We start from the raw sequence: 21,900 nt of genomic DNA on the forward strand, positions 1-21,900 counted from the left end.
TTCATTTCCTCGGGTCGAAGGCATCGCGGGCGGACTCGCCGATGAATACCAGCAGGCTGAGCATCACGGCCAGGACGGCGAAGGCGCTGATGCCGAGCCAGGGCGCCTGCAGGTTGGACTTGCCCTGGGATACCAGCTCGCCCAGGGATGGCGAGCCGGCCGGCAGGCCGAAACCGAGGAAGTCCAGTGCGGTCAGGGTGCCAATGGCGCCGGTGAGAATGAAGGGCATGAAGGTCATGGTCGAGACCATGGCGTTGGGCAGGATGTGCCGGTACATGATCGCGGCGTTCTGCATGCCCAGCGCCCGTGCGGCACGGACGTATTCCAGGTTGCGCCCACGCAGGAACTCGGCGCGGACCACGTCCACCAGACTCATCCAGGAGAACAGCAGCATGATCCCCAGCAACCACCAGAAGTTGGGCTGGACGAAGCTGGCGAGAATGATCAGCAGGTAGAGCACCGGCAGGCCCGACCAGATTTCCAGGAAGCGCTGCCCGGCAAGATCCACCCAGCCGCCATAGAAGCCCTGCAGCGCCCCGGCAATCACGCCGATGATGGAACTGAGAATGGTCAGCGTCAGGGCGAACAGCACCGAGATGCGGAAGCCATAGATCGCTCGCGCCAGCACATCGCGACCCTGGTCGTCGGTGCCCAGCCAGTTTTGCGCGGACGGCGGGGCGGGCGCCGGGACTTTCAGGTCGTAGTTGATGCTCTGGTAGCTGAACGGGATCGGTGCCCAAAGCACCCAGCTCTGCTTCTTCTCCAGCAGGTCGCGGATGTACGGGCTCTTGTAGTTGGCTTCCAGCGGGAATTCGCCGCCGAAGGTGGTTTCCGGGTAGCGCTTGAACGCCGGGAAATAGAACTCGCCGTCGTAGCGCACGACCAGTGGTTTGTCGTTGGCAATCAGTTCGGCACCGAGGCTCAGCCCGAACAGGATCAGGAACAGCCACAGTGACCACCAGCCGCGGCGGTTGGCCTTGAAGCGTTCGAAGCGGCGGCGATTGAGAGGGGACAGGTTCATCTCATTGCTCCCGGCTTTCGAAGTCGATACGTGGGTCGACCAGGGTGTACGTCAGGTCGCCGATCAGTTTCACCACCAGGCCGAGCAGGGTGAAGATGAACAGTGTGCCGAACACCACCGGGTAATCGCGGTTGATAGCGGCCTCGAAGCTCATCAGGCCCAGGCCGTCGAGGGAGAAGATCACCTCGACCAGCAGCGAGCCGGTGAAGAAGATGCCGATGAAGGCCGAAGGGAAGCCGGCGATCACCAGCAGCATGGCGTTGCGGAACACATGGCCATAGAGCACGCGGTTGGGCGTCAGGCCTTTGGCCTTGGCGGTGACCACGTACTGCTTGTTGATCTCGTCGAGGAAGCTGTTCTTGGTCAGCAGGGTCATGGTGGCGAAGTTGCCGATGACCAGCGCGGTGACCGGCAGTGCCAGGTGCCAGAAGTAATCGATGATCTTGCCCGTGGTGCTCAGCTCGTCGAAGTTGCTCGACGTCAGCCCCCGTAGCGGGAACCAGTCCAGGTAGCTGCCGCCGGCGAACACGACGATCAGCAGGATGGCGAACAGGAACGCGGGAATGGCGTAGCCGACGATGATCGCCGAACTGGTCCAGACGTCGAAGTGGCTGCCATGGCGGGTGGCTTTGGCGATGCCCAGGGGGATCGACACCAGGTACATGATCAGCGTGCTCCATAGCCCGAGGGAAATGGACACCGGCATCTTTTCGGCGATCAGATCGACCACCTTGGCGTCGCGGAAGAAGCTGTCGCCGAAGTCCAGGCGGGCGTAGTTCTTGATCATGATCCACAAGCGTTCCGGCGCCGGCTTGTCGAAGCCATACATGCGCTCGATTTCCTGGATCAGGGCCGGGTCGAGGCCCTGCGCGCCGCGATAATTGGAGCCGGCAACCGACACTTCCGCGCCGCCACCGGCGATGCGGCTGGTGGCGCCCTCAAAGCCTTCGAGCTTGGCGATCATCTGTTCCACCGGGCCGCCGGGTGCGGCCTGGATGATGACGAAGTTGATGATCAGGATGCCGAGCAGGGTGGGAATGATCAGCAGCAGCCGCCGCAGGATGTAAGCCAGCATGTCACTGCTCCCCGTTCGCGGATGCCGCATCGCTCGGCGGTGTGACCGGGATGGCCGGCTTCACCTCTGGCTTGATCCACCAGGTCGTGATGCCGATATCGTACTTGGGCGGCGTTTCCGGGTGGCCGATGTGGTTCCAGTACGCCACGCGCCAGGTCTTGATGTGCCAGTTGGGGACAACGTAGAAGCCCCACAGCAGCACGCGATCAAGGGCGCGGGTGTGGGCCACCAGGCTCTGCCGCGAGTCGGCGTTGATCAGCGATTCCACCAGGCTGTCGACGGCAGGGTCCTTGAGCCCCATGAAGTTGCGGCTGCCGGGGTTGTCGGCGCTGCTGCTCTGCCAGAACTCACGCTGTTCGTTGCCCGGCGAGTTGGATTGTGGGAAGCCACCGACGATCATGTCGAAGTCCCGCGACCGCAGGCGGTTGATGTACTCCGCAACGTCGACCCGGCGGATGTTCAGGGTGATGCCGAGGTCGGCGAGATTGCGTTTGTAGGGCAGCAGGATGCGTTCGAACTCGGTCTGCGCCAACAGGAATTCGATGGTCAGCGGCTTGCCCTGGGCATCGACCATCTTGTCGTTCTCGATACGCCAGCCGGCTTCCTGCAGCAGCTTGTAGGCCTGGCGCTGCTGTTCGCGGATCATCCCGCTGCCGTCGGTTACCGGGTTTTTGAAGGCTTCGCTGAACACCTGCTCGGGGACTTTTCCACGCAACGGCTCAAGGATTTTCAGCTCCTCCGGACCCGGCAGGCCGCTGGCGGCCATTTCGGAGTTCTCGAAGTAACTGCCGGTGCGGGTGTAGGCGCCGTTGAACAGTTGCTTGTTGGTCCACTCGAAGTCCAGCAGCAGGCTCAGTGCCTGGCGAACCCGCACATTCTGGAACACCGGGCGGCGCAGGTTGAAGACGAAGCCCTGCATGCCTGTCGGCGTGCCGTTGAGGATTTCTTCGCGGATCAGGCGTTTTTCCCGCACTGCCGGAATGTCGTAGGCGGTGGCCCAGTTCTTCGCGCTGGTTTCGAACCAGTAGTCGAACTGGCCGGCCTTGAGCGCTTGGAGGGCGACGGTGTTGTCGCGGAAATAGTCAACGGTGATGGTGTCGAAATTGTAGAATCCGCGGTTGATGGGCAGGTCCTTGCCCCAGTAGTCCTTGTCGCGCACCAAGCGGATCGTGCGGCCGGCCTTTACGTCGGAGACACGGTACGGGCCGCTGCCCACCGGGACTTCCAGGCCGCTCTTGGTGAAGTCGCGGCCTTCCCACCAGTGTTTCGGCAGGACGGGCAGTTGGCCGAGGATCAGCGGCAACTCGCGGTTGTTGCTGTGCTTGAACTTGAACAGCACCCGCAGCGGGTCTTCGGCGACGACTTCGGCCACGTCGGCGTAATAGCCGCGATACATGGGGGCGCCGTTCTTGATCAGGGTGTTGAAGGTGAACACGACATCTTCCGCGCGGATCGGCTTGCCGTCGTGAAAGCGGGCTTCGGGGCGCAGGTAGAAGCGTACCCAGCTGTTGTCCGGGGCTTTCTCGATCTGTCGTGCGACCAGTCCGTACTCGGTGAAGGGTTCGTCTAGGCTGGCGCGGGCGAGGGTGTCGTAGATCAGCTCGATGTTGTCCGCCGGGACGCCCTTGCTGATGAACGGGTTGAGGCTGTCGAAGCCGCCAAAGCCGTTCTGGCGGAACGTGCCGCCTTTGGGGGCGTCGGGGTTTACGTAGTCGAAATGCTTGAAGTTGGCCGGGTACTTCGGCGCTTCGTTGTACAGGGTCACGGCGTGCTGCGGCGCGGCCAGGGTCGACAGGCTCAGGCTGGCCAGCAGCAGGCCGCCGAGCAACTGGCGCAGACGAGGCATTGGCATCATTGGGCGTTCTCCGAAGGCGTGAGCCACCAACTATTCAGCCCGAGGGTGTAGGGCGGCGTGGCGACGAAGGCGAACCGGTTGCGGTAGGCCAGGCGGTGATAGTCGAGATACCAGTTGGGAATCATGTAGTGCTGCCAGAGCAGTACGCGGTCCAGGGCGCGGGCGGCGGCCACCTGGTCATCGCGGCTCTGGGCGGCGAGCAGGGCTTCGAGCAGGTGGTCGACCACCGGGCTGCTCACGCCAGCGTAGTTCTTGCTGCCTTTGGTCGTTGCCTGGCTGGAGTGAAAGTACTGCCACTGTTCCAGGCCCGGGCTGAGGGTCTGGGTCAGGGTCATCAGGATCATGTCGAAGTCGAACTGGTCCAGTCGCTGCTTGTACTGGGCGCGGTCGACTGTGCGCAGGCGTGCGTCGATACCGATGCTAGCGAGGTTTTCCACGTAGGGCTGGAGGATGCGTTCCAGATTCGGGTTGACCAGCAGGATTTCAATTTTCAGCGGCTGGCCGTTGCTGTTGAGCAGGCGCTGCCCGGACAGCTTCCAGCCGGCCTGGCTGAGCAACTCCAGGGCCTGGCGCAGGTTGTCGCGGCCGATACCTCGACCGTCGGTGCGACTGACGCTGTAGGGCTGGGTCAGCAGTGCGGCGGGAAGCTGGTCGCGGTAGGGCGCCAGCAGCAGCCATTCCTTGCCGACTGGCAGACCTTCGGCGCTGAATTCGCTGTTGGGGTAGAAGCTGGTGGCGCGTCGATAGGCATTGCTGAACAGCGCGCGGTTGGTCCATTCGAAATCCAGCATCAGGCCCAGCGCCTGGCGAACGCGGCGGTCGGCGAAGGCGGCGCGGCGGCTGTTCATGAACAGGCCTTGGGTCTGGGTCGGGATCTGGTGCTTGATCTGCGCCTGGATGACCTCGCCACGGCGCACAGCCGGGAAGTTGTAGCCGTTGGCCCAGTTTTTCGCCTGGTGCTCGATGTAGATATCGAATTCACCGGCCTTGAAGGCTTCGAAGGCCACATCGCTATCGCGGTAGAACTCGTACTCCACGCGGTCAAAGTTGTACTTGCCGCGGTTGACCGCGAGATCCTTGCCCCACCAATCCTTGACCCGCTCGAACACCAGGCGTCGCCCCGGTTGCACCTGGGTTATGCGATAGGGACCGCTGCCCAGCGGCGGCTCGAAGGTGGTGGCCTTGAAGTCGCGGCCTTTCCAATAGTGCTGGGCCAGCACTGGCATCTCGCCCAGGCGCAGGATCAGCAGGGGGTTGCCGGCACGCTTGAAGACGAAGCGAATGCGCTGTGGATTGAGAATGTCGACTCGCTGCACTTCCTGAAGGTTGGTGCGGTAAATCGGGTGGCCGTCCTTGAGCAGGGTGCGGTAGGAGAACGCGACGTCCGCCGCGGTGATGGGGCTGCCATCGTGAAATCGGGCTTCGGGGCGCAGGTTGAACACCACCCAACTGCGGTCCTCGCTGTACTCCACCGAGCGGGCGATCAGGCCGTAGCTGGACGTCGCTTCATCACCGGACGGGTCGTACTGGCCGGTGCCGACCATAAGGGTTTCGTTGAGCTCACTGACCCCGTATTGCAGGAAGTTCGGTGTGGTTACCGGACTGCTGCCCTTGAAGGTGTAGGGGTTGAGCGTATCGAAGGTGCCGAATGCCATGGCCCGCAAGGTGCCTCCCTTGGGAGCTTGCGGGTTGACCCAGTCGAAGTGGGTGAATTTGGCAGGGTACTTGAGCGTGCCGAACTGGGCGTAACCGTGACTTTCGGTGATGGTTGCGCCCGCGGGAAAGCTCAAGGCCAGGCTGAGTGACAGCAGGAGGGGACGTATCAAGTCGGCGATCCGATCCAGGCGGCTTGGGCTTTATTGTCCCTACAGTAACAGCTTGTATCAGCAGGAAAAAGGGCGCATCCCCAGACGTCACCGCACCGCTCCATGGCGGTGCGTTCCACTTAATGAGGCAGATAGACAGTGAGGGTCTGGCCGGGCTTCAGTGCCTGGCCGCTGCGCGGGTTCCAACGTTTGAGGTGTTGCATTTCCACGTTGAAGCGTTTGGCGACCAGATACAGCGAGTCACCCTTGCGAACCTTGTACTGGGTTGCGCGTTTTTTCGCATCGGCGGCGGAGAGTGAGGCGACCGTGGTGGCGGGCTGAACGCCCTGCATGACCAGGGTCTGGCCAGGCTTGAGGCGGTTGCCGCTGAGCTTGTTCCAGCGCTGCAGGTCGTTGACGCTGACACGGTTGGCCTTGGCGATGCTGCCCAGGCTGTCGCCGCGCTTGACCCGGTAGCGGGTGCTGCGTGCTGGTGCCGAGGCTTCTGCCAGGGCGGCTTCGAACACTGCGGACTTCGGCCGCAGGGTGAGCAATTCTTCGGGTCTCATGTTCGACAGGCTGGTGGTGAGCAACTGCGCCTTGGCAGTGGGTACCAGCAGTTGCTGCGGACCGTCCACGGTCATGCGCTTCTTGAAGGCCGGATTGAGCTGGAACAGTTCGTCTTCGTCGATCTCGGCCAGGGCCGCGACGCGGGACAGGTCAACACGGTCCTTGATCGCGACAGCTTCGAAATACGGTTCGTTGGCGATCGGGTTGAGGTTCACGCCGTAGGCCTGCGGGGTCAGGACCACTTGCGACAGGGCCAGCAGCTTGGGCACGTAGTCGCGGGTTTCCTGGGGCAGGGGCAGGTTCCAGTAATCGGTGGGCAGGCCGAGGCGCTCGTTGCGCTCGATAGCCCGGCTGACGGTGCCTTCACCGGCGTTGTAGGCCGCCAGGGCCAGCAGCCAGTCACCGTTGAACATGTCGTGCAGGCGGCCCAGGTAGTCGAGGGCGGCGTTGGTCGACGCGGTGATGTCGCGACGGCCGTCGTAGAAGTTGGTTTGACGCAGGTTGTAGTGGCGGCCGGTGGACGGGATGAACTGCCACAGCCCGACGGCGTGGGCGCGAGAGTAGGCCATGGGGTTGTAGGCGCTCTCGATGGCTGGCAGCAGTGCCAGTTCCAGCGGCATGTCGCGCTCTTCGAGGCGTTCGACGATGTAGTGGATGTAGAGGCTGCCGCGATCACCCGCGGTTTCGAGGAAGGTCGGGTTGCTGGCGAACCACAGGCGCTGCTGCTCGATGCGCGGGTTGACGTTGATATCGTCCTGCAACTGGAAGCCCTGGCGAATGCGCTCCCAGACGTCCTGCGGCGCCTGCTCGACCGGCTTGGCCTGGACGAACACAGGCTTTTGCTTGATGCGAGGCTGGACGTGCATGCGAACGCTTTCGGCGTCGCCCATTTGACTGGTGCTCTGGCAGCCCACGAGAGTGGCTGACAGGCCGAGCGCGATGGCCTGTGCCAGGCGCGTCAGGGCGACGGATTTGAAGGTTCTGCGGCAAGTGGACGACATTGGCTGGGATAAAGTTCCGGGCGAAAATGTCGGGCGATTCTAGAAAGCGCCCCACACTCGGTCAACCTTTCAGAACTGTACGGTCATCAAGCGGCAATCCTTAGAACGTATCCTTCCAGGCCCGCAAGCCAGCAAAAACAGCACTTGGCGTAGGGTTTATAGCCCCTGTCCGTTCGTCTGCTTTTTCTTTAACGGATGTTTCCCCCGTGCGTAAAAAGGGGTTGGTGAGCCTTTCCAGCGCGATGGTTGATGGCAACGTGATGCGATTTTCCGCACGCAAGCGGGTAACTTCCTCGAATCGCTGGGCAACATGCGGATTCTCCGGCTCGACGGCGCGAGCGAAGCGCAAGTTGCTCAAGGTGTATTCATGGGCGCAGAACACCTGCGTGGCCTCAGGCAGCGCCGCCAGCCGTTGCAGCGAGCCGTGCATTTGCACCGGCGTGCCTTCGAACATCCGGCCGCAGCCGGCGGCGAATAGCGTGTCGCCGCTGAACAGAAGGGGTGTTGGCGTGGACTCGGTGAAATAAGCAATGTGCCCGAGGGTGTGGCCCGGTACCGCGAATACCTGGAACTCCACGCCCAGCACCTGGACCTCGGCATTGTCATCCAGTGACAGGTCGCGAGCTGGAATGTGCTCGTGAGCCGGGCCGCAGACCCGCGCGCCAGTGGCGGCCTTCAGCACTTCGACACCGCCGACATGGTCATGGTGATGGTGGGTGATGAGGATGTCCTCGAGGCGCCAGTCCGGGTGGCTTTCCAGCCAGGCGAGCACGGGTGCCGCGTCGCCCGGGTCGACCACCGCGCAGCGACGACTGGCGGGATCCTGCAACAACCAGATGTAGTTGTCGCTGAAAGCGGGCAAGGCTTCTATCTGTATCATCGAGCGATTCGCCAAACGTGGGACAAGGGTGCATCTTAGTAGCTATGTGCTCTGTCGAGAACCTTCCAGGGAGATTGCAATGACCGATCAAGCCTTCGCCCAGGCCGATCCGGAGTGGCTCGAACTGATCAGCCTGGCCCGTGACTGGTTCGCCGGGCCCCTGGGGCAACTGATGCTCAAGGAGGAGCAACGCCTGCTGGAGGAAGAGCTGGGGCGCTATTTCGGTGGCTACCTGGTGCATTACGGGCCCAGTGCCGAGCCGCCTCCGACCGCGCCGCAGGTGCAACGTAACGTTCGCCTTGGTGCGCCGTTGCCGGGTGTGGAGATCGTTTGTGAGGAACAGGCCTGGCCGCTCAGCGAGCATGCCGCCGATGTTGTCGTGTTGCAGCATGGGCTGGATTTCTGTCTTTCTCCCCACGGCCTCTTGCGTGAAGCGGCGAGCAGCGTGCGTCCTGGTGGTCACTTGCTGATCGTCGGGATCAATCCCTGGAGCAGTTGGGGCATGCGTCGGGTGTTCGCCCATGATGCGTTGCGCAAGGCGCGCTGCATCTCGCCTTCGCGGGTTGGCGACTGGCTTAACCTGCTGGGTTTCGCACTGGAGAAACGCCGTTTCGGGTGCTATCGTCCGCCGCTTGCTTCGCCAGCCTGGCAAACCCGGTTGGCGGGGTGGGAGCGCCTTGCCGGGCGCTGGCAGAGTGCCGGTGGCGGGGTGTATCTGCTGGTGGCGCGCAAGATGGTGGTCGGCCTGCGGCCCCTGCGCCAGGCGCGTCGCGAACCGATGGGCAAGCTGTTGCCGTTGCCACTGGCCAAGGTCAACCGCCAGTCTCCCCACCCCGAAGGCAGAACCTTCAACGATGAATAAGGCTGTACATGAGCGATAGCGTCGAGATCTATACCGATGGCGCCTGCAAGGGCAATCCTGGCCCTGGTGGCTGGGGCGTCCTGATGGTTTGCAAGGGCGTCGAGAAAGAGCTCTGGGGTGGCGAGCGCGAGACCACCAACAACCGCATGGAATTGATGGCGGCGATCAAGGGCCTGGAGGCATTGCGTCGTGAATGCGAGGTATTGCTGGTGACCGACTCGCAGTACGTCATGAAGGGCATCACCGAGTGGATGACCAACTGGAAGAAGCGCGGCTGGAAGACCGCTGCCAAGGAGCCGGTCAAGAACGCCGACCTCTGGCAACTGCTCGATGAGCAGGTCAACCGGCACAAGGTCACCTGGCAATGGGTTCGCGGGCATATCGGTCACCACGGCAACGAACGTGCCGATCAGTTGGCCAACCGCGGCGTTGACGAGGTGCGCGGCGTTCGCTGACAAGCGCCGCCGATGAATCCGGGACGCGACGGCGAAGGTGGGGTAAGATTCGCCGCTTTGAGCAACACGGCAGGAGATCACCGACGTGGATTTGCAAAACAACAGGTCGGTCGTCCTCGATACCGAGACCACCGGTATGCCGGTCACCGACGGTCACCGGATCATCGAGATCGGCTGCGTCGAACTGGTTGGCCGGAGGCTGACCGGGCGTCACTTCCACGTTTATCTGCAGGCGGACCGTGACAGCGACGAGGGCGCCATCGGCGTCCACGGCATCACCGACGAATTCCTCAAGGACAAGCCGCGCTTCGCTGAAGTCGCCGACGAATTCTTCGAGTTCATCCAGGGCGCGCGGCTGATCATTCACAACGCGGCGTTCGACGTTGGCTTCATCAACAACGAATTCGCCCTGCTCGGCCAGCAAGACCGCGCCGACATTTCCCAGCATTGCGAAATCCTCGACACCCTGGTGATGGCGCGTGGGCGCCACCCGGGCCAGCGCAACAGTCTCGACGCACTCTGCAAGCGCTACGGCGTCGACAACTCGGGTCGTGAACTGCACGGCGCGTTGCTCGACTCCGAGTTGCTCGCCGATGTCTTCCTGACCATGACCGGTGGCCAGACCAGCCTTTCGCTGGCGGGTCACGATGGTGAAGGCGAGGGCGGATCTGACCAGGGCAGCGAGATTCGTCGTTTACCGGCGAGCCGCCAATCAGGCCGCATCATCCGCGCCAGCACCAGCGAGCTGGAAAGCCATGTGGCGCGCCTTGGCGCCGTCGCAAAATCAGCGGGCGGCCCCGCCCTCTGGCAGCAGTTGGCCGAGGCCAACTGAGGTATTTCCCGCGCGCCATGGCGGCAACCTTCTACCCTGAGATGAACGGCCCAGGGGGCCTGTCGCAGGAAGAAGGTAGCGCCGCCTATGTACAAGGACCTCAAGTTCCCCGTTCTCATCGTTCATCGTGACATCAAGGCCGACACCGTGGCCGGCGACCGCGTGCGCGGCATCGCTCAAGAGCTCGCGCAAGACGGTTTCACTATCCTCAGCGCCACCGATTACGCCGAAGGCCGGCTGGTTGCCGCGACCCACCATGGCCTCGCTTGCATGCTGATCGCCGCCGAAGGTGCTGGCGAAAACACCCATCTGCTGCAGAACATGGTCGAGTTGATCCGCCTGGCCCGCTCACGTGCGCCGCATTTGCCGATCTTTGCCCTCGGTGAGCAGGTCACCCTGGAAAATGCCCCGGCCGATGCCATGAGCGAACTGAACCAGTTGCGCGGCATTCTCTACCTGTTCGAAGACACCGTGCCCTTTCTCGCCCGCCAGGTCGCACGGGCTGCGCACAATTACCTGGACGGTTTGCTGCCGCCGTTTTTCAAGGCGCTGGTGCAGCACACTGCCCAGTCCAACTATTCCTGGCATACCCCGGGGCACGGTGGCGGTGTGGCCTACCGCAAGAGTCCGGTGGGGCAGGCGTTTCATCAGTTCTTTGGGGAAAATACCCTGCGCTCGGACCTTTCGGTATCGGTGCCGGAACTGGGCTCCCTGCTGGATCACACCGGCCCCTTGGCGGAAGCGGAGGCCCGCGCGGCGCGCAATTTCGGCGCCGACCATACCTTCTTCGTCATCAACGGCACCTCCACCGCGAACAAAATTGTCTGGCACTCCATGGTCGGTCGCGACGATCTGGTGCTGGTGGACCGCAACTGTCACAAGTCGGTGTTACACGCGATCATCATGACCGGCGCCATTCCGTTGTACTTGTGCCCGGAGCGCAATGAACTGGGCATCATCGGGCCGATTCCGCTCAGCGAGTTCAGCGCCGAGTCGATCCGCGCGAAGATCCTCGCCAACCCGCTGGCCCGTGGGCGTGAGCCGCGGGTGAAGATGGCGGTGGTGACCAACTCCACCTATGACGGCCTGTGTTACAACGCTGAACTGATCAAGCAGACGCTTGGCAATAGCGTTGAGGTGCTGCACTTCGATGAGGCCTGGTACGCCTATGCGGCCTTCCATGAGTTCTTTGCCGGGCGCTACGCCATGGGCACATCGCGCGGCGCCGACAGTCCGCTGGTGTTCAGCACCCACTCAACCCACAAGCTGCTGGCGGCTTTCAGCCAGGCGTCGATGATCCATGTGCAGAACGGCGGTAGCCGGCAACTGGATCGTGATCGCTTCAACGAAGCGTTCATGATGCATATCTCTACCTCGCCGCAGTACAGCATTCTCGCCTCGCTGGATGTGTCCTCGGCAATGATGGAGGGGCCGGCGGGTCGTTCGCTGCTCCAGGAAATGTTCGATGAGGCGCTAAGTTTTCGCCGGGCCCTGGCCAACCTGCGTGAGCACATTGATGCGCAGGACTGGTGGTTCAGTGTCTGGCAGCCGCCGCGGGTCGAGGGGATTCACCGCATCGCCACCGAGGACTGGTTGCTCGAACCCCAGGCGCAGTGGCATGGGTTTGGCGACCTCAGTGAGGACTATGTGCTGCTCGACCCGATCAAGGTAACGCTGGTCATGCCTGGCCTGGATGCGGGCGGCAGCCTCGATCGTCACGGCATTCCCGCTGCGGTGGTCAGCAAGTTTCTCTGGGAGCGTGGGTTGGTGGTGGAGAAAACCGGGTTGTATTCCTTCCTGGTGCTGTTCTCCATGGGTATCACCAAAGGTAAGTGGAGCACGCTGCTCACTGAGCTGCTGGAGTTCAAGCGTAACTACGACGCCAACACCGACCTGCTGCAAAGCCTGCCCTGCGTCGCTGCGCAGGATGCGCAGCGCTACTGTGGCATGGGCCTGCGTGACCTCTGCGATCAACTGCACGCCTGCTACCGCAGCAATGCCACCGCCAAGCAGCTCAAGCGTCTCTACACCCGTCTGCCGGAAGTGGCGATGAAGCCCGCCGACGCCTACGACAAGCTGGTTCGCGGGGACGTCGAGGCGGTGCCCATCGATCAATTGTTAGGGCGTATTGCTGCGGTGATGCTGGTGCCTTATCCGCCGGGAATTCCGCTGATCATGCCGGGCGAGCGTTTCACCGAAGAAACCCGCTCGATCGTCGACTATCTGGCCTTTGCCCGGGCGTTCGATAGCGGTTTTCCCGGTTTCGTTGCGGATGTGCACGGGTTGCAGCAACAGGAGGAGGGTCACGTCTACACCGTGGACTGCGTCAAGGAGTAGCGGACCCTGGCAACGGCCAGATGCTAGAATCCGCCGCTTGAATTCAGGAGGTAGACGCGTGCGCAAAGTGGCGATGGTAATGGCGGTGCTGGCCCTGGCCGGTTGTGACAACGATGCTGAGCGAGTGCACAAGCAGGTCGCCGAGCATCTGCAGAACCCCAAGACGGCCAAGTTCGCCAACGTGCGCTTCAACAAGCAGGGCGATATCTGTGGCCAGTTCCGCGGCAAGGACGACACCGGTACCTTCCTGCCGTATCGCAGTTATGTGGCGATCAAGGACGGCACGGACTACCGCATCATCATTGACGAAAGCGGCAACGACCTGCGCATACGTGAAGTCTGCGGTGGTGCCGACCTTCAGCGCCGCGCCGATGCGCTGGCCGCCGAGCCTGCTCCGCAAGGCTGGGACGTGGAGATAATTCAGGGTCCGAACATGGGTGCGCTCAGCGACATGACCGCGCGCCTGATCGAGAAGGGTATTCCTTCCTCGGTGGTCTACCGCGACGGCAAGCCGGTGGTGCTGCTGGGGCCTTTCGCAGACAAGAGCGAGGCTGAAGCCAGCAAAAACGATGTCATGGCCCGCCTCGGTACCGATTCGGTGGTCATCCAGCACGACGCTCCTCGCTGAATCGCTATTGCGGCGCTCTGCGACCGGTACTTGCGCGTTTGTCGGGCTATGCTCTGAAAGAGGGGTTTCATCGACGAATGCGGCAACGGTGAGGAGGGGGCCATGTCCACGCTGGAGCGAGCCATTACGGTTGCAGCCCGGGCCCATGAAGGGCATTGGGATAAAGGGGGCGCCGCATACATCCTGCATCCATTGCGGGTGATGCTGCGGGTATCGACCACTGAACAGCGGATTGTCGCAGTGCTGCACGAAGTCCTGCAGGAGTCACCCATGACCCTGTCAGACCTGGCGCGCGAAGGGTTCGCTCTGAAGATCCTTGCGGCGGTCCAGGCCCTTAGCCAGCGTAGCGACGAAAGTTATGAAGATTTCGTCGTCAGGGTCGGCTCCGATCCGCTGGCGCGGACGGTGAAGCTGGCGGACCTGGCCGATGAGAACGATGTCTCGCGGATTGCCATCCCTGGCCCCGCCGACATCGCTCGTTTGCAGCGGTACCAGCAGGCCAGCGCCTACCTGCAGGCACTGAACTGAGTTTCAGCCGCAGGCCTTGAGGTTCACCGGGCCGACGAACTCATTGCCGCGGCCCATCACGCAGGCCACGCGCTGGTTGCGCTGAAGCTCCCAGGCCTGGGCGGGATAGGTCTTGTTCCAGGCTTCGTACAACTGCCGGTCCTGCTTGGACAGGCGCAGGTTGTACTGCTTGCTCATGTAGAAATAAGTGCGCGCGATCATTCCGCGAATTGAGGGTCGCGGCATGACCTTTTTCGCTTTGAAATCGACCTGAGTCAGGCATGAGCCATATTGCCCCGCTTGCTCCGGCAGCCAGCCGAAGCTGAAGTTGCTGCGGTCGCCATTCACCTCGCCGATGCTCGGTACAAGGTTGTGCAGGTCGGCCTCGGCGCGTTGATAGACCGTGTCGTTGCGTGAGCAGTTCTTGCGTCCGCCATCTTGCCAGCATTGGCGCTGATGGCCGATCTGCCAGGCCGGAACGATATGTTCCCATTCAATGCGTGATGCCCGGTTGGCGTTCTTGCGCGGTACGTAACCGCAGCCGGCCAGGTCGACTTTGTTGCCGGTGTACTTGCAGCCGCAATAGAACTCGGTGGACTGCGGTGCATACAGGCGCCAGGCGACTTTCTTGGCTTCGGTAAAGGTGCGTGGTGCGTCGGCTTGGGCGTTGATGCTGAACAACAGGCAGGTAGCTGCCAATACAGTGAATCTCATCCGGGTCAGTCTTCCTTCGGCACAGTCCAGAACAACTGCACTCCGCCGTCATCACGGTGGGCGAGGGTAACGTTGTCGTTCTCGGCAATTTCTTCGAGCAGGGTTTCCCAGTCGGAGGTCGATTCATGTTCGAGGCGGAAGATCAGTGCGGCCCTGGCGCGCTGCGCGGTAGGTGCGTTGATGATTTTCTGGATCCGGACGCCCAGTTGCTCATAGCTGCTGACAGACATGGATGCTGAGGATGAGGTGGCCACGAAAGTGTTTCCCTTGTTTTTGCTGTATGCGCATACAGTATTTTACTGTAAGGCATTTCGCAACAGATCGTCAGTTAAAGAGCGCATGTGACCGCGCCGCGCCATGTTTGCTGCGCAGTGCTGAAAATAAATTCAAGAGGCTTTTCAAAGGTCGGCTGTTCGCCGCGGAACGGGTCTTCGGGTGACTTATTAGTGGGCGTAGAATTCGGCTTCAGCGTCGGAAAGCCGAACGCTTGTAACAAATTGTTCGGTTTTCCGACCTGGTTGAGCGACAATTCCGAAACTCTCGTGCCTGCCTCACGCGTTTCGGCGAATTTGACAATGCCACATTGCATTCGCATAGTTGGCTATCGCAAACGTTTGCTATCTCATAACAATCACAACTTATCGCAGCCGGTGTGCAGGCCGGCGGAACTGAAAGCATGGCAACCATTAAAGATGTAGCGGCGCTGGCCGGCATTTCCTACACCACTGTGTCCCACGTGCTGAACAAGACCCGACCGGTCAGCGAGCCTGTGCGACTAAAGGTCGAAGCGGCGATCGCCGAGCTCGATTACGTGCCCAGTGCTGTGGCGCGCTCACTCAAGGCCCGGAGCACGGCCACCATCGGGCTGTTGGTGCCCAATAGCGTCAACCCGTATTTTGCCGAGCTTGCCCGAGGCATCGAGGACGCCTGCGAGCGTAACGGTTACTGCGTGATCCTCTGTAATTCCGACGACAACCCGCAAAAGCAGCGCAGCTACCTGCGTGTGTTGCTGGAAAAACGCGTCGACGGCCTGGTCGTCGCATCAGTGGGCGAGGAGCGTGACCTGCTCGACAGTCTGGCCTCCGTGCGCACGCCGATGGTGATCGTTGACCGCGCGCTGGACGGCGTGGATGCAGACCTGGTACGAGTCGATCATGAGCAGGGCGCTTATCTGGCGACCCGCCACCTGCTTGATCTGGGGCATGTGGATATTGCCTGCATCAACGGCCCGGCCAATACCAGCGTCGCAAAATTGCGTCTTGCGGGTTTTCGTCGAGCCCTGCGGGAGGCGGGCGTAGGGCTGCGTGACGGACGGGTACTGGATGGTGACTTCACCAGTCTTGGCGGGTATGAGGCCGCGGCGCAATTGCTGGGTCGGGACCGGCCTACTGCCATTTTCGCCGCTAACGACTTGATGGGTATAGGTGTGTTGCGAGCAGCCGCGGAGCGCAGCATCAGTGTCCCTGGTGAGCTGTCGGTGATTGGATTCGACGATATCCAGATGTGTCCGTACGTGTATCCGGCACTGACCACTGTCGGGCAGTCCATTCGCGAGCTGGGGGAAATGGCTGCGGCGTTACTGCTGCGGCGCATTGTCGGGTCGGGTTCTGCGGCATTGGAGCAGCGCATCATTGCGCCGAAAATCGTTCTGCGCGAGTCGACCGGGCCGAGTCCGGACTTGTTCAGTGGTTGAGGGCTTGTCATGCACGCGAAGGTAGTAGTGGTCGGAAGTCTCAATATGGATCTGGTCACGCGTGCTGAGCGCCTGCCGCGAGCGGGCGAGACGCTGGCGGGGGAGTCGTTCGAGACGGTGCCTGGTGGCAAGGGCGCCAATCAGGCCGTAGCGGCGGCGCGGCTGGGTGCGTCGGTGGCGATGATCGGTTGTGTTGGCGACGATGCTTATGGCCAGCAGTTGCGTGGTGCGTTGCTGGCTGAGGGCATTGACTGCCAGGCGGTGGAGGTGGCGGCCGGTGTGTCCAGTGGTGTTGCCCTGATCATGGTGGATGCGGCCAGCCAGAACACCATTGTCGTTGTCGCTGGCGGCAATGGCCGGCTGCTGCCGGCGTCGGTCCAGCGTTTCGAGGCTTTATTGCGCGGCGCTGAGGTGATTGTTTGCCAGATGGAGGTCCCGCCACAGACGGTTGCGCATGTTCTGGCGAGCGGGCGTGCATTGGGGAAGACGGTGATTCTAAATCCGGCGCCGGTCAAAGGCCCCTTGCCGGTGGAGTGGTTCGCCAATATCGACTACCTGATTCCGAATGAAAGCGAGGCGTCGGCGTTGACCGGCTTGCCGGTGGACGACCTGCCGTCGGCACACGCGGCGGCTGATCAGCTTCTCGCGCTCGGTGCGGGCAAGGTCATCGTCACTCTTGGGGCGCAGGGTGCGCTGCTCGTCAACGGGGAGGGCAGTGAGCATTTTCCCGCCCCGGTCGTGGCGCCGGTGGATACCACCGCGGCGGGAGACACCTTCGTTGGTAGTTTTGCCGCGGCATTGGTGCAGGGGCGGGGCGAGCGCGAGGCGATAGTCTTCGGTCAGCGGGCCGCAGCGATTTCCGTCACTCGTCCCGGCGCGCAGCCGTCGATTCCCTCGCTGGCTGAGGTCGGGAATATGTAACCTGGATTACGGGTGCCCGGTAGCGGGGTCATGCCGATAGCGTTCGAATACCTGATCGACAAACCCGCGGGCGGCGTCGCTGCCCATTTCCTTGACCAGCAGGTCGAGTGCAATGAGGGTCAATTCTTCCGCTGTGCCCGGGCTATAGGCGCTTTGGCCTTCGGGCCATTTCACCTTGATGTCGGCATCGATGCTGTGGCTGGTCATGGAGTTCTCGGAACGGCCCGTACTGTGGAGGGTGAAACGCTGGGCCACTAGCGTTTCTGCAATGCATCGTCGCAAGCCTTAAGTTAATCATGTCCGCTCGCGCGCGGCTCTGCGACTTAGGCATAACGATGGCGGCGTGGCAAACTAACGGTATTTTCGCTGGCAGGAAAACACTATGCAGATCGACCTGAACGATCCGAACCAGTTCACTCTGGAGCAGGTGCGCCAATTGATCGCCACTGGCAACGGCGCGATTCACAACCAACTGCGGGTCGATCGTGCGGGGCATGCCTGGCTATCCAGCGTGGTGGGTGGTGCGCAACTTGATGGTCTGCTGTTTCGCCTGGAAACCTGGTCCGCCGGATCGGGTTGCGTAGGGAGTGTGGCTGCGGAGGATGAGCGTTGGGTTCGGCAGGTATTCAAGGCGCTGCAGGACAACTGGCCTAAGCCCGCAAGCGACTACATCGACCTGTACTGAGAGCCGTCGTGGCGCAAAATCCGGACACTATTGGCATTTCCCCTTCAAGAACGAGTCAGGCAGACTGACCCGCTTTGCAACAACTGGCATCAAGTGCTGTCGGATCTGGCAGCATTCCCGTATCCCTAAGGAGGATTCATGTTCCCCATGCGTGCATCATTGGTGAGCCTGCTGGCTGCCGTCATTCTGGTCGGTTGCAGCAGTGGTGGCACTGCGTCGAAAGCGCCTGAAGTTGCTGCTGCACCTAATCTGGACGGTCGTTGTGAGGCCAGTGGCGCAGCATTCGCCGTGGGCAAGCCGGCTTCTGCCGAGCTGCTGGAGCAGGCGCGCAAGGCGAGCGGCGCGCAGTTGGCCCGCGTGCTCAAGCCGGACGATGCCGTGACGCTCGAGTACCGCTCCGAGCGGTTGAACCTTCATGCTGATGAAAAAGGCGTGATTGCTCGCGTCAATTGCGGCTGATCCCGAATTGCGAACACAAAAAACCCGTCGCAAGCGACGGGTTTTTCAATTCGGCAGAGTTATTACTCTGGACGAACCTGTGCAGCCTGCATGCCCTTCTGGCCTTTTTCGGCTACGAAGGATACGGTCTGACCTTCTTTCAGCGACTTGAAGCCGTCGCTTTCGATGGCCTTGAAGTGTACGAACAAGTCGTCGCCGCCACCTTGTGGAGTGATGAAGCCGAAGCCTTTTTCATCGTTGAACCATTTGACAGTGCCGGTTTGGCGATTGGACATGGGTGTATCTCCAGGAATCTTGATTTTTTTCAGTAGTGCGGTGTCGCCGAGAGCCACAGGGTGCACCCCGACATCATAGTCTAATTCTGGGCGTGTGGTGACTTTTAGCGTTAGCTAATGCTGATCTGGCGCAAATATTTGAAAGAATCGGTCTCATTGCTTCGGCGCGCATGCCGTTTTCACGGCGTTTTGGGCGCGGCTGACCAATTGAGCGTCCACGCCAGTCTTGCTGTCCAGTTGCTGGATTTCCTCGGTGGTAAAGTTCTTCTCGATGGCATTTGCGCCACATTTGCAGTGCTGATCGGCTTGCGTGACGCTGAGTTTCTGCCCTGGGGCAACTTCCTGCTCTTGGGCAGCTCGTACGCATTGGTCCATGTACTCGCCTTTCTTGCCAGCGGGCCACGAACCGGCATTGGCCCCCACAGGCAGCATCATGGCTCCGGCGGCAGCCAGGGCCAGAAGAGTCTGAAATCGCATAACCAGGCACTCCTTGGTAATCGGGTCTCATGAAGAGTAGGTCGCTTCAGTCACTCTGAGCGGAAAAAATCCGCAGGAGTTCACTCCAGAGGCCTTTTTCCAAATATTTCCGCTTGTTGGCTGTCCAGCCCGCCGTCTGCACTGATGCTTGTGCTAGCATGCCGGGCGCGGGATAGCTAAACGCTTGCCCCGCATTTATTTCTGTTCCAGTCACTCTGGTTCGTTCCCCTGGCAGGCATCCGACTTCTGCCACTGTGAGGCAGGCTTTCCGTCAGGAAAGACAGGGGCGAATCGCGTACTGGCTCATCCCAACCCACGTGACCTTTGGTAGGGGTCACCACTAGGAGAGGAGGCGCCATGCCCGTAATTACTCTTCCCGATGGCAGTCAACGTACGTTCGACAAGGCGGTTACCGTCGCTGAGGTCGCCGCATCCATTGGTGCCGGTCTGGCCAAGGCCACCGTGGCCGGCAAGGTCGACGGCAAGCTGGTCGACGCGTGCGACCTGATCGAACACGATGCCCGTCTGCAAATCATTACGCCCAAGGACGAAGAGGGGCTGGAAATCATTCGCCACTCGTGCGCTCACCTGGTCGGCCATGCGGTAAAGCAGTTGTACCCGACGGCAAAAATGGTGATCGGTCCGGTCATCGACGAAGGCTTCTATTACGACATTGCCTACGAGCGTCCTTTCACGCCTGAGGATATGGCGGCGATCGAACAGCGTATGCAGCAGTTGATCGACACCGACTACGACGTCATCAAGAAGGTCACCCCGCGCGCCGAGGTGATCGAGGTGTTCAAGGCCCGCGGCGAAGACTACAAGCTGCGTCTGGTCGAGGACATGCCGAATGAACAGGCCATGGGCCTGTACTACCACGAAGAATACGTCGACATGTGCCGTGGTCCGCACGTGCCGAATACCCGTTTCCTCAAGTCGTTCAAGCTGACCAAGCTGTCCGGTGCCTACTGGCGCGGTGATGCGAAGAACGAGCAGCTGCAGCGCGTCTATGGCACTGCCTGGGCGGACAAAAAGCAGCTGGCGGCGTACATCCAGCGTATTGAAGAAGCCGAAAAGCGCGATCACCGCAAGATCGGCAAGCGTCTCGGCTTGTTCCATCTCCAGGAAGAAGCGCCGGGCATGGTGTTCTGGCACCCGAACGGCTGGACCCTGTACCAGGTTCTGGAGCAGTACATGCGCCAGATCCAGCGTGAAAACGGCTACCTGGAGATCAAGACGCCGCAAGTGGTTGATCGCAGTCTGTGGGAAAAGTCCGGTCACTGGGCCAACTACGCCGACAATATGTTCACCACCCAGTCGGAAAACCGCGATTACGCGGTCAAGCCGATGAACTGCCCGTGCCACGTGCAGGTCTTCAACCAGGGTCTGAAAAGCTACCGTGAGCTGCCGCTGCGCCTGGCCGAATTCGGTGCTTGCCACCGAAACGAGCCCTCGGGTGCACTGCATGGCATCATGCGTGTGCGTGGCTTTACCCAGGATGACGCGCATATTTTCTGCACCGAAGAGCAGATGCAGACCGAGTCGGCCGCATTCATCAAGCTGACGATGGATGTCTATTCCGACTTCGGCTTCCAGGATATCCAGCTCAAGCTGTCCACTCGTCCGGAAAAACGTGTTGGCTCCGACGAGCTGTGGGATCGTGCCGAGGCTGCGCTGGCCGCCGCGCTGGACAACGCCGGTCTGCCGTTTGATCTGCAGCCGGGTGAAGGTGCTTTCTACGGTCCGAAGATCGAGTTTTCGCTCAAGGATTGCCTGGGTCGTGTCTGGCAGTGCGGTACGCTGCAACTGGACTTCAACCTGCCGATCCGTCTGGGCGCGGAGTACGTTTCCGAAGACAACGGTCGCAAACATCCAGTCATGTTGCACCGCGCCATTCTCGGTTCGTTCGAGCGCTTCGTCGGTATTCTCATCGAGCACTATGAAGGTGCGTTCCCGGCTTGGCTCGCGCCAACCCAGGCGGTGATCATGAACATCACCGACAAGCAGGCCGAATTCGCTCAAAAAGTGGAAAAAACCCTCACTGAAAGCGGATTCCGTGCCAAGTCTGACTTGAGAAATGAGAAGATCGGCTTTAAAATCCGCGAGCATACCTTGCTCAAGGTTCCCTATCTCTTGGTTATCGGAGATCGGGAAGTCGAAACGCAAACTGTCGCTGTGCGTACCCGTGAAGGTGCTGACCTGGGCTCGATGCCCGTCGCACAGTTCGCGGACTTGCTTGCGCAAGCGGTTTCCCGGCGTGGTCGCCAAGATTCGGAGTAATTACTATTAAGCGTGAAATGAGACAGGATAAACGAACTGCACCGAAGGCCCCGATCAACGAGAATATCTCGGCACGCGAGGTTCGGTTAATTGGTGCTGACGGCGAGCAGATTGGCATCGTCTCGATTGATGAAGCGCTTCGTATCGCTGAAGAAGCGAAGCTGGATCTGGTAGAAATTTCTGCAGACGCGGTACCGCCCGTCTGCAAGGTCATGGACTACGGCAAGCACCTCTTCGAGAAGAAGAAGCAAGCCAACGAGGCCAAGAAAAACCAGAAGCAGATCCAGATTAAAGAAATCAAGTTTCGTCCAGGGACGGAAGAAGGGGATTACCAGGTAAAACTACGCAACCTGGTACGTTTCCTTAGTGATGGGGACAAGGCCAAGATTTCCTTGAGATTTCGTGGTCGTGAGATGGCTCACCAGGAGCTGGGCATGGAACTGTTGAAGCGGGTCGAGGTTGACCTTGCCGAATACGGTACCGTTGAGCAGCATCCGAAGATGGAAGGACGCCAACTTATGATGGTCATCGCCCCCAAGAAAAAGAAATAACCACCAGGGCACGGCAG

General features: G+C 61.0%; 23 protein-coding genes. 12 read left to right on the forward strand and 11 right to left on the reverse strand.

Annotated elements, in window-relative coordinates:
- Position 1: 1 nt before the first annotated feature.
- The 6 genes from DM374_RS16365 to gloB form a co-directional block, all read right to left on the reverse strand.
- Entirely contained in the window at positions 2 to 1,021 is a 1,020-nt protein-coding gene (locus DM374_RS16365) for an ABC transporter permease (RefSeq protein ID WP_110970800.1), read from the reverse strand.
- A 1-nt stretch (position 1,022) separates the two neighbouring features.
- On the reverse strand, positions 1,023 to 2,096 hold the full coding sequence (locus DM374_RS16370; protein ID WP_095159213.1) for a microcin C ABC transporter permease YejB: 1,074 nt from the start codon (positions 2,094 to 2,096) through the stop codon (positions 1,023 to 1,025).
- A 1-nt stretch (position 2,097) separates the two neighbouring features.
- Positions 2,098 to 3,951, reverse strand: a complete 1,854-nt coding sequence (locus tag DM374_RS16375; RefSeq protein WP_110970801.1) for an extracellular solute-binding protein — start codon at positions 3,949 to 3,951, stop codon at positions 2,098 to 2,100.
- On the reverse strand, positions 3,948 to 5,777 hold the full coding sequence (locus DM374_RS16380) for an extracellular solute-binding protein (RefSeq protein WP_177431569.1): 1,830 nt from the start codon (positions 5,775 to 5,777) through the stop codon (positions 3,948 to 3,950). The genes DM374_RS16375 and DM374_RS16380 overlap by 4 nt, the downstream gene beginning before the upstream one ends.
- Before the next feature lie 119 nt (positions 5,778 to 5,896).
- Positions 5,897 to 7,327 (reverse strand): transglycosylase SLT domain-containing protein, encoded by a 1,431-nt coding sequence (locus tag DM374_RS16385; protein ID WP_110970802.1) that lies wholly within the window; start codon positions 7,325 to 7,327, stop codon positions 5,897 to 5,899.
- Between the two features lie 100 nt (positions 7,328 to 7,427).
- A complete protein-coding gene (gene gloB, locus DM374_RS16390; RefSeq protein WP_110970803.1) occupies positions 7,428 to 8,207 on the reverse strand; it encodes a hydroxyacylglutathione hydrolase in 780 nt (259 codons plus the stop codon).
- Positions 8,208 to 8,286: 79 nt separating this feature from the next.
- Between gloB and DM374_RS16395 the strand changes: the two genes are divergently transcribed.
- The 6 genes from DM374_RS16395 (at position 8,287) to DM374_RS16420 (ending at position 13,849) form a co-directional block, all read left to right on the forward strand.
- Complete coding sequence (locus DM374_RS16395; RefSeq protein WP_110970804.1) at positions 8,287 to 9,069, forward strand: class I SAM-dependent methyltransferase; 783 nt, start codon at positions 8,287 to 8,289, stop codon at positions 9,067 to 9,069.
- An 8-nt stretch (positions 9,070 to 9,077) separates the two neighbouring features.
- Complete coding sequence (gene rnhA / locus DM374_RS16400; RefSeq protein WP_110970805.1) at positions 9,078 to 9,524, forward strand: ribonuclease HI; 447 nt, start codon at positions 9,078 to 9,080, stop codon at positions 9,522 to 9,524.
- Between the two features lie 91 nt (positions 9,525 to 9,615).
- Positions 9,616 to 10,356 (forward strand): DNA polymerase III subunit epsilon, encoded by a 741-nt coding sequence (gene dnaQ, locus DM374_RS16405; protein ID WP_263854288.1) that lies wholly within the window; start codon positions 9,616 to 9,618, stop codon positions 10,354 to 10,356.
- Positions 10,357 to 10,443: 87 nt separating this feature from the next.
- Positions 10,444 to 12,693, forward strand: a complete 2,250-nt coding sequence (locus DM374_RS16410; RefSeq protein WP_110970807.1) for an Orn/Lys/Arg family decarboxylase — start codon at positions 10,444 to 10,446, stop codon at positions 12,691 to 12,693.
- A gap of 58 nt (positions 12,694 to 12,751) precedes the next feature.
- Entirely contained in the window at positions 12,752 to 13,321 is a 570-nt protein-coding gene (locus DM374_RS16415) for an SPOR domain-containing protein (protein WP_110970808.1), read from the forward strand.
- A 102-nt stretch (positions 13,322 to 13,423) separates the two neighbouring features.
- Entirely contained in the window at positions 13,424 to 13,849 is a 426-nt protein-coding gene (locus DM374_RS16420) for a GTP pyrophosphokinase (protein ID WP_110970809.1), read from the forward strand.
- 3 nt (positions 13,850 to 13,852) lie between these two features.
- Here the strand turns inward: DM374_RS16420 and DM374_RS16425 are convergent, their stop codons facing one another.
- Both DM374_RS16425 and DM374_RS16430 read right to left on the reverse strand, forming a co-directional pair.
- Positions 13,853 to 14,542: an endonuclease gene (locus DM374_RS16425; RefSeq protein ID WP_110970810.1), complete on the reverse strand. Its 690-nt coding sequence runs from the start codon at positions 14,540 to 14,542 to the stop codon at positions 13,853 to 13,855.
- A 5-nt stretch (positions 14,543 to 14,547) separates the two neighbouring features.
- Positions 14,548 to 14,772: a DUF1654 domain-containing protein gene (locus DM374_RS16430; protein WP_095159224.1), complete on the reverse strand. Its 225-nt coding sequence runs from the start codon at positions 14,770 to 14,772 to the stop codon at positions 14,548 to 14,550.
- Positions 14,773 to 15,218: 446 nt separating this feature from the next.
- On the opposite strand from DM374_RS16430, the gene DM374_RS16435 reads away from it, so the two are divergent.
- Together DM374_RS16435 and rbsK are read left to right on the forward strand one after the other, a co-directional pair.
- A complete protein-coding gene (locus tag DM374_RS16435) occupies positions 15,219 to 16,235 on the forward strand; it encodes a LacI family DNA-binding transcriptional regulator (RefSeq protein ID WP_110970811.1) in 1,017 nt (338 codons plus the stop codon).
- Between the two features lie 9 nt (positions 16,236 to 16,244).
- The gene (gene rbsK / locus DM374_RS16440) at positions 16,245 to 17,156 is read left to right on the forward strand and encodes a ribokinase (protein ID WP_110970812.1); all 912 of its coding nucleotides are present in this window, start codon (positions 16,245 to 16,247) and stop codon (positions 17,154 to 17,156) included.
- A gap of 6 nt (positions 17,157 to 17,162) precedes the next feature.
- On the opposite strand, the gene DM374_RS16445 is transcribed toward rbsK, so the two are convergent.
- Positions 17,163 to 17,363: a hypothetical protein gene (locus tag DM374_RS16445; RefSeq protein WP_110970924.1), complete on the reverse strand. Its 201-nt coding sequence runs from the start codon at positions 17,361 to 17,363 to the stop codon at positions 17,163 to 17,165.
- 175 nt (positions 17,364 to 17,538) lie between these two features.
- Here DM374_RS16445 and DM374_RS16450 point away from each other — a divergent pair, with 175 nt between their 5' ends.
- Positions 17,539 to 17,841 (forward strand): hypothetical protein, encoded by a 303-nt coding sequence (locus DM374_RS16450; protein WP_110970813.1) that lies wholly within the window; start codon positions 17,539 to 17,541, stop codon positions 17,839 to 17,841.
- 138 nt (positions 17,842 to 17,979) lie between these two features.
- Positions 17,980 to 18,300, forward strand: a complete 321-nt coding sequence (locus DM374_RS16455; RefSeq protein ID WP_110970814.1) for an I78 family peptidase inhibitor — start codon at positions 17,980 to 17,982, stop codon at positions 18,298 to 18,300.
- A gap of 62 nt (positions 18,301 to 18,362) precedes the next feature.
- Here the strand turns inward: DM374_RS16455 and DM374_RS16460 are convergent, their stop codons facing one another.
- Both DM374_RS16460 and DM374_RS16465 read right to left on the reverse strand, forming a co-directional pair.
- Positions 18,363 to 18,575, reverse strand: coding sequence for a cold-shock protein (locus tag DM374_RS16460; RefSeq protein ID WP_003179963.1), 213 nt, complete (start codon positions 18,573 to 18,575; stop codon positions 18,363 to 18,365).
- 153 nt (positions 18,576 to 18,728) lie between these two features.
- Positions 18,729 to 19,052, reverse strand: coding sequence for a hypothetical protein (locus tag DM374_RS16465; RefSeq protein ID WP_110970815.1), 324 nt, complete (start codon positions 19,050 to 19,052; stop codon positions 18,729 to 18,731).
- Between the two features lie 357 nt (positions 19,053 to 19,409).
- Between DM374_RS16465 and thrS the strand changes: the two genes are divergently transcribed.
- Together thrS and infC are read left to right on the forward strand one after the other, a co-directional pair.
- A complete protein-coding gene (thrS, locus tag DM374_RS16470; protein ID WP_110970816.1) occupies positions 19,410 to 21,332 on the forward strand; it encodes a threonine--tRNA ligase in 1,923 nt (640 codons plus the stop codon).
- Complete coding sequence (infC, locus tag DM374_RS16475) at positions 21,332 to 21,883, forward strand: translation initiation factor IF-3 (RefSeq protein ID WP_175651949.1); 552 nt, start codon at positions 21,332 to 21,334, stop codon at positions 21,881 to 21,883. Before thrS ends, infC begins: the two co-directional genes overlap by 1 nt.
- The last annotated feature ends 17 nt before the right edge of the window (positions 21,884 to 21,900 follow it).

The sequence above is a fragment of the Pseudomonas huaxiensis genome (assembly GCF_003231275.1).
GTDB classification, from domain to species: Bacteria; Pseudomonadota; Gammaproteobacteria; order Pseudomonadales; family Pseudomonadaceae; genus Aquipseudomonas; species Aquipseudomonas huaxiensis.

Coding starts and splice junctions, on each gene's coding strand:
- DM374_RS16430 (WP_095159224.1), bottom strand. CDS start 14,772: ATGTCTGTCAGCAGCTATGAGCAACTGGGCGTCCGGATCCAGAAAATC.
- DM374_RS16370 (WP_095159213.1), bottom strand. CDS start 2,096: ATGCTGGCTTACATCCTGCGGCGGCTGCTGCTGATCATTCCCACCCTG.
- DM374_RS16460 (WP_003179963.1), bottom strand. CDS start 18,575: ATGTCCAATCGCCAAACCGGCACTGTCAAATGGTTCAACGATGAAAAA.
- DM374_RS16455 (WP_110970814.1), top strand. CDS start 17,980: ATGTTCCCCATGCGTGCATCATTGGTGAGCCTGCTGGCTGCCGTCATT.
- DM374_RS16385 (WP_110970802.1), bottom strand. CDS start 7,327: ATGTCGTCCACTTGCCGCAGAACCTTCAAATCCGTCGCCCTGACGCGC.
- DM374_RS16445 (WP_110970924.1), bottom strand. CDS start 17,363: ATGACCAGCCACAGCATCGATGCCGACATCAAGGTGAAATGGCCCGAA.
- DM374_RS16395 (WP_110970804.1), top strand. CDS start 8,287: ATGACCGATCAAGCCTTCGCCCAGGCCGATCCGGAGTGGCTCGAACTG.
- DM374_RS16450 (WP_110970813.1), top strand. CDS start 17,539: ATGCAGATCGACCTGAACGATCCGAACCAGTTCACTCTGGAGCAGGTG.
- thrS (WP_110970816.1), top strand. CDS start 19,410: ATGCCCGTAATTACTCTTCCCGATGGCAGTCAACGTACGTTCGACAAG.
- DM374_RS16420 (WP_110970809.1), top strand. CDS start 13,424: ATGTCCACGCTGGAGCGAGCCATTACGGTTGCAGCCCGGGCCCATGAA.
- rnhA (WP_110970805.1), top strand. CDS start 9,078: ATGAGCGATAGCGTCGAGATCTATACCGATGGCGCCTGCAAGGGCAAT.
- DM374_RS16375 (WP_110970801.1), bottom strand. CDS start 3,951: ATGATGCCAATGCCTCGTCTGCGCCAGTTGCTCGGCGGCCTGCTGCTG.
- DM374_RS16365 (WP_110970800.1), bottom strand. CDS start 1,021: ATGAACCTGTCCCCTCTCAATCGCCGCCGCTTCGAACGCTTCAAGGCC.
- gloB (WP_110970803.1), bottom strand. CDS start 8,207: ATGATACAGATAGAAGCCTTGCCCGCTTTCAGCGACAACTACATCTGG.
- DM374_RS16410 (WP_110970807.1), top strand. CDS start 10,444: ATGTACAAGGACCTCAAGTTCCCCGTTCTCATCGTTCATCGTGACATC.
- DM374_RS16425 (WP_110970810.1), bottom strand. CDS start 14,542: ATGAGATTCACTGTATTGGCAGCTACCTGCCTGTTGTTCAGCATCAAC.
- DM374_RS16465 (WP_110970815.1), bottom strand. CDS start 19,052: ATGCGATTTCAGACTCTTCTGGCCCTGGCTGCCGCCGGAGCCATGATG.
- DM374_RS16435 (WP_110970811.1), top strand. CDS start 15,219: ATGGCAACCATTAAAGATGTAGCGGCGCTGGCCGGCATTTCCTACACC.
- rbsK (WP_110970812.1), top strand. CDS start 16,245: ATGCACGCGAAGGTAGTAGTGGTCGGAAGTCTCAATATGGATCTGGTC.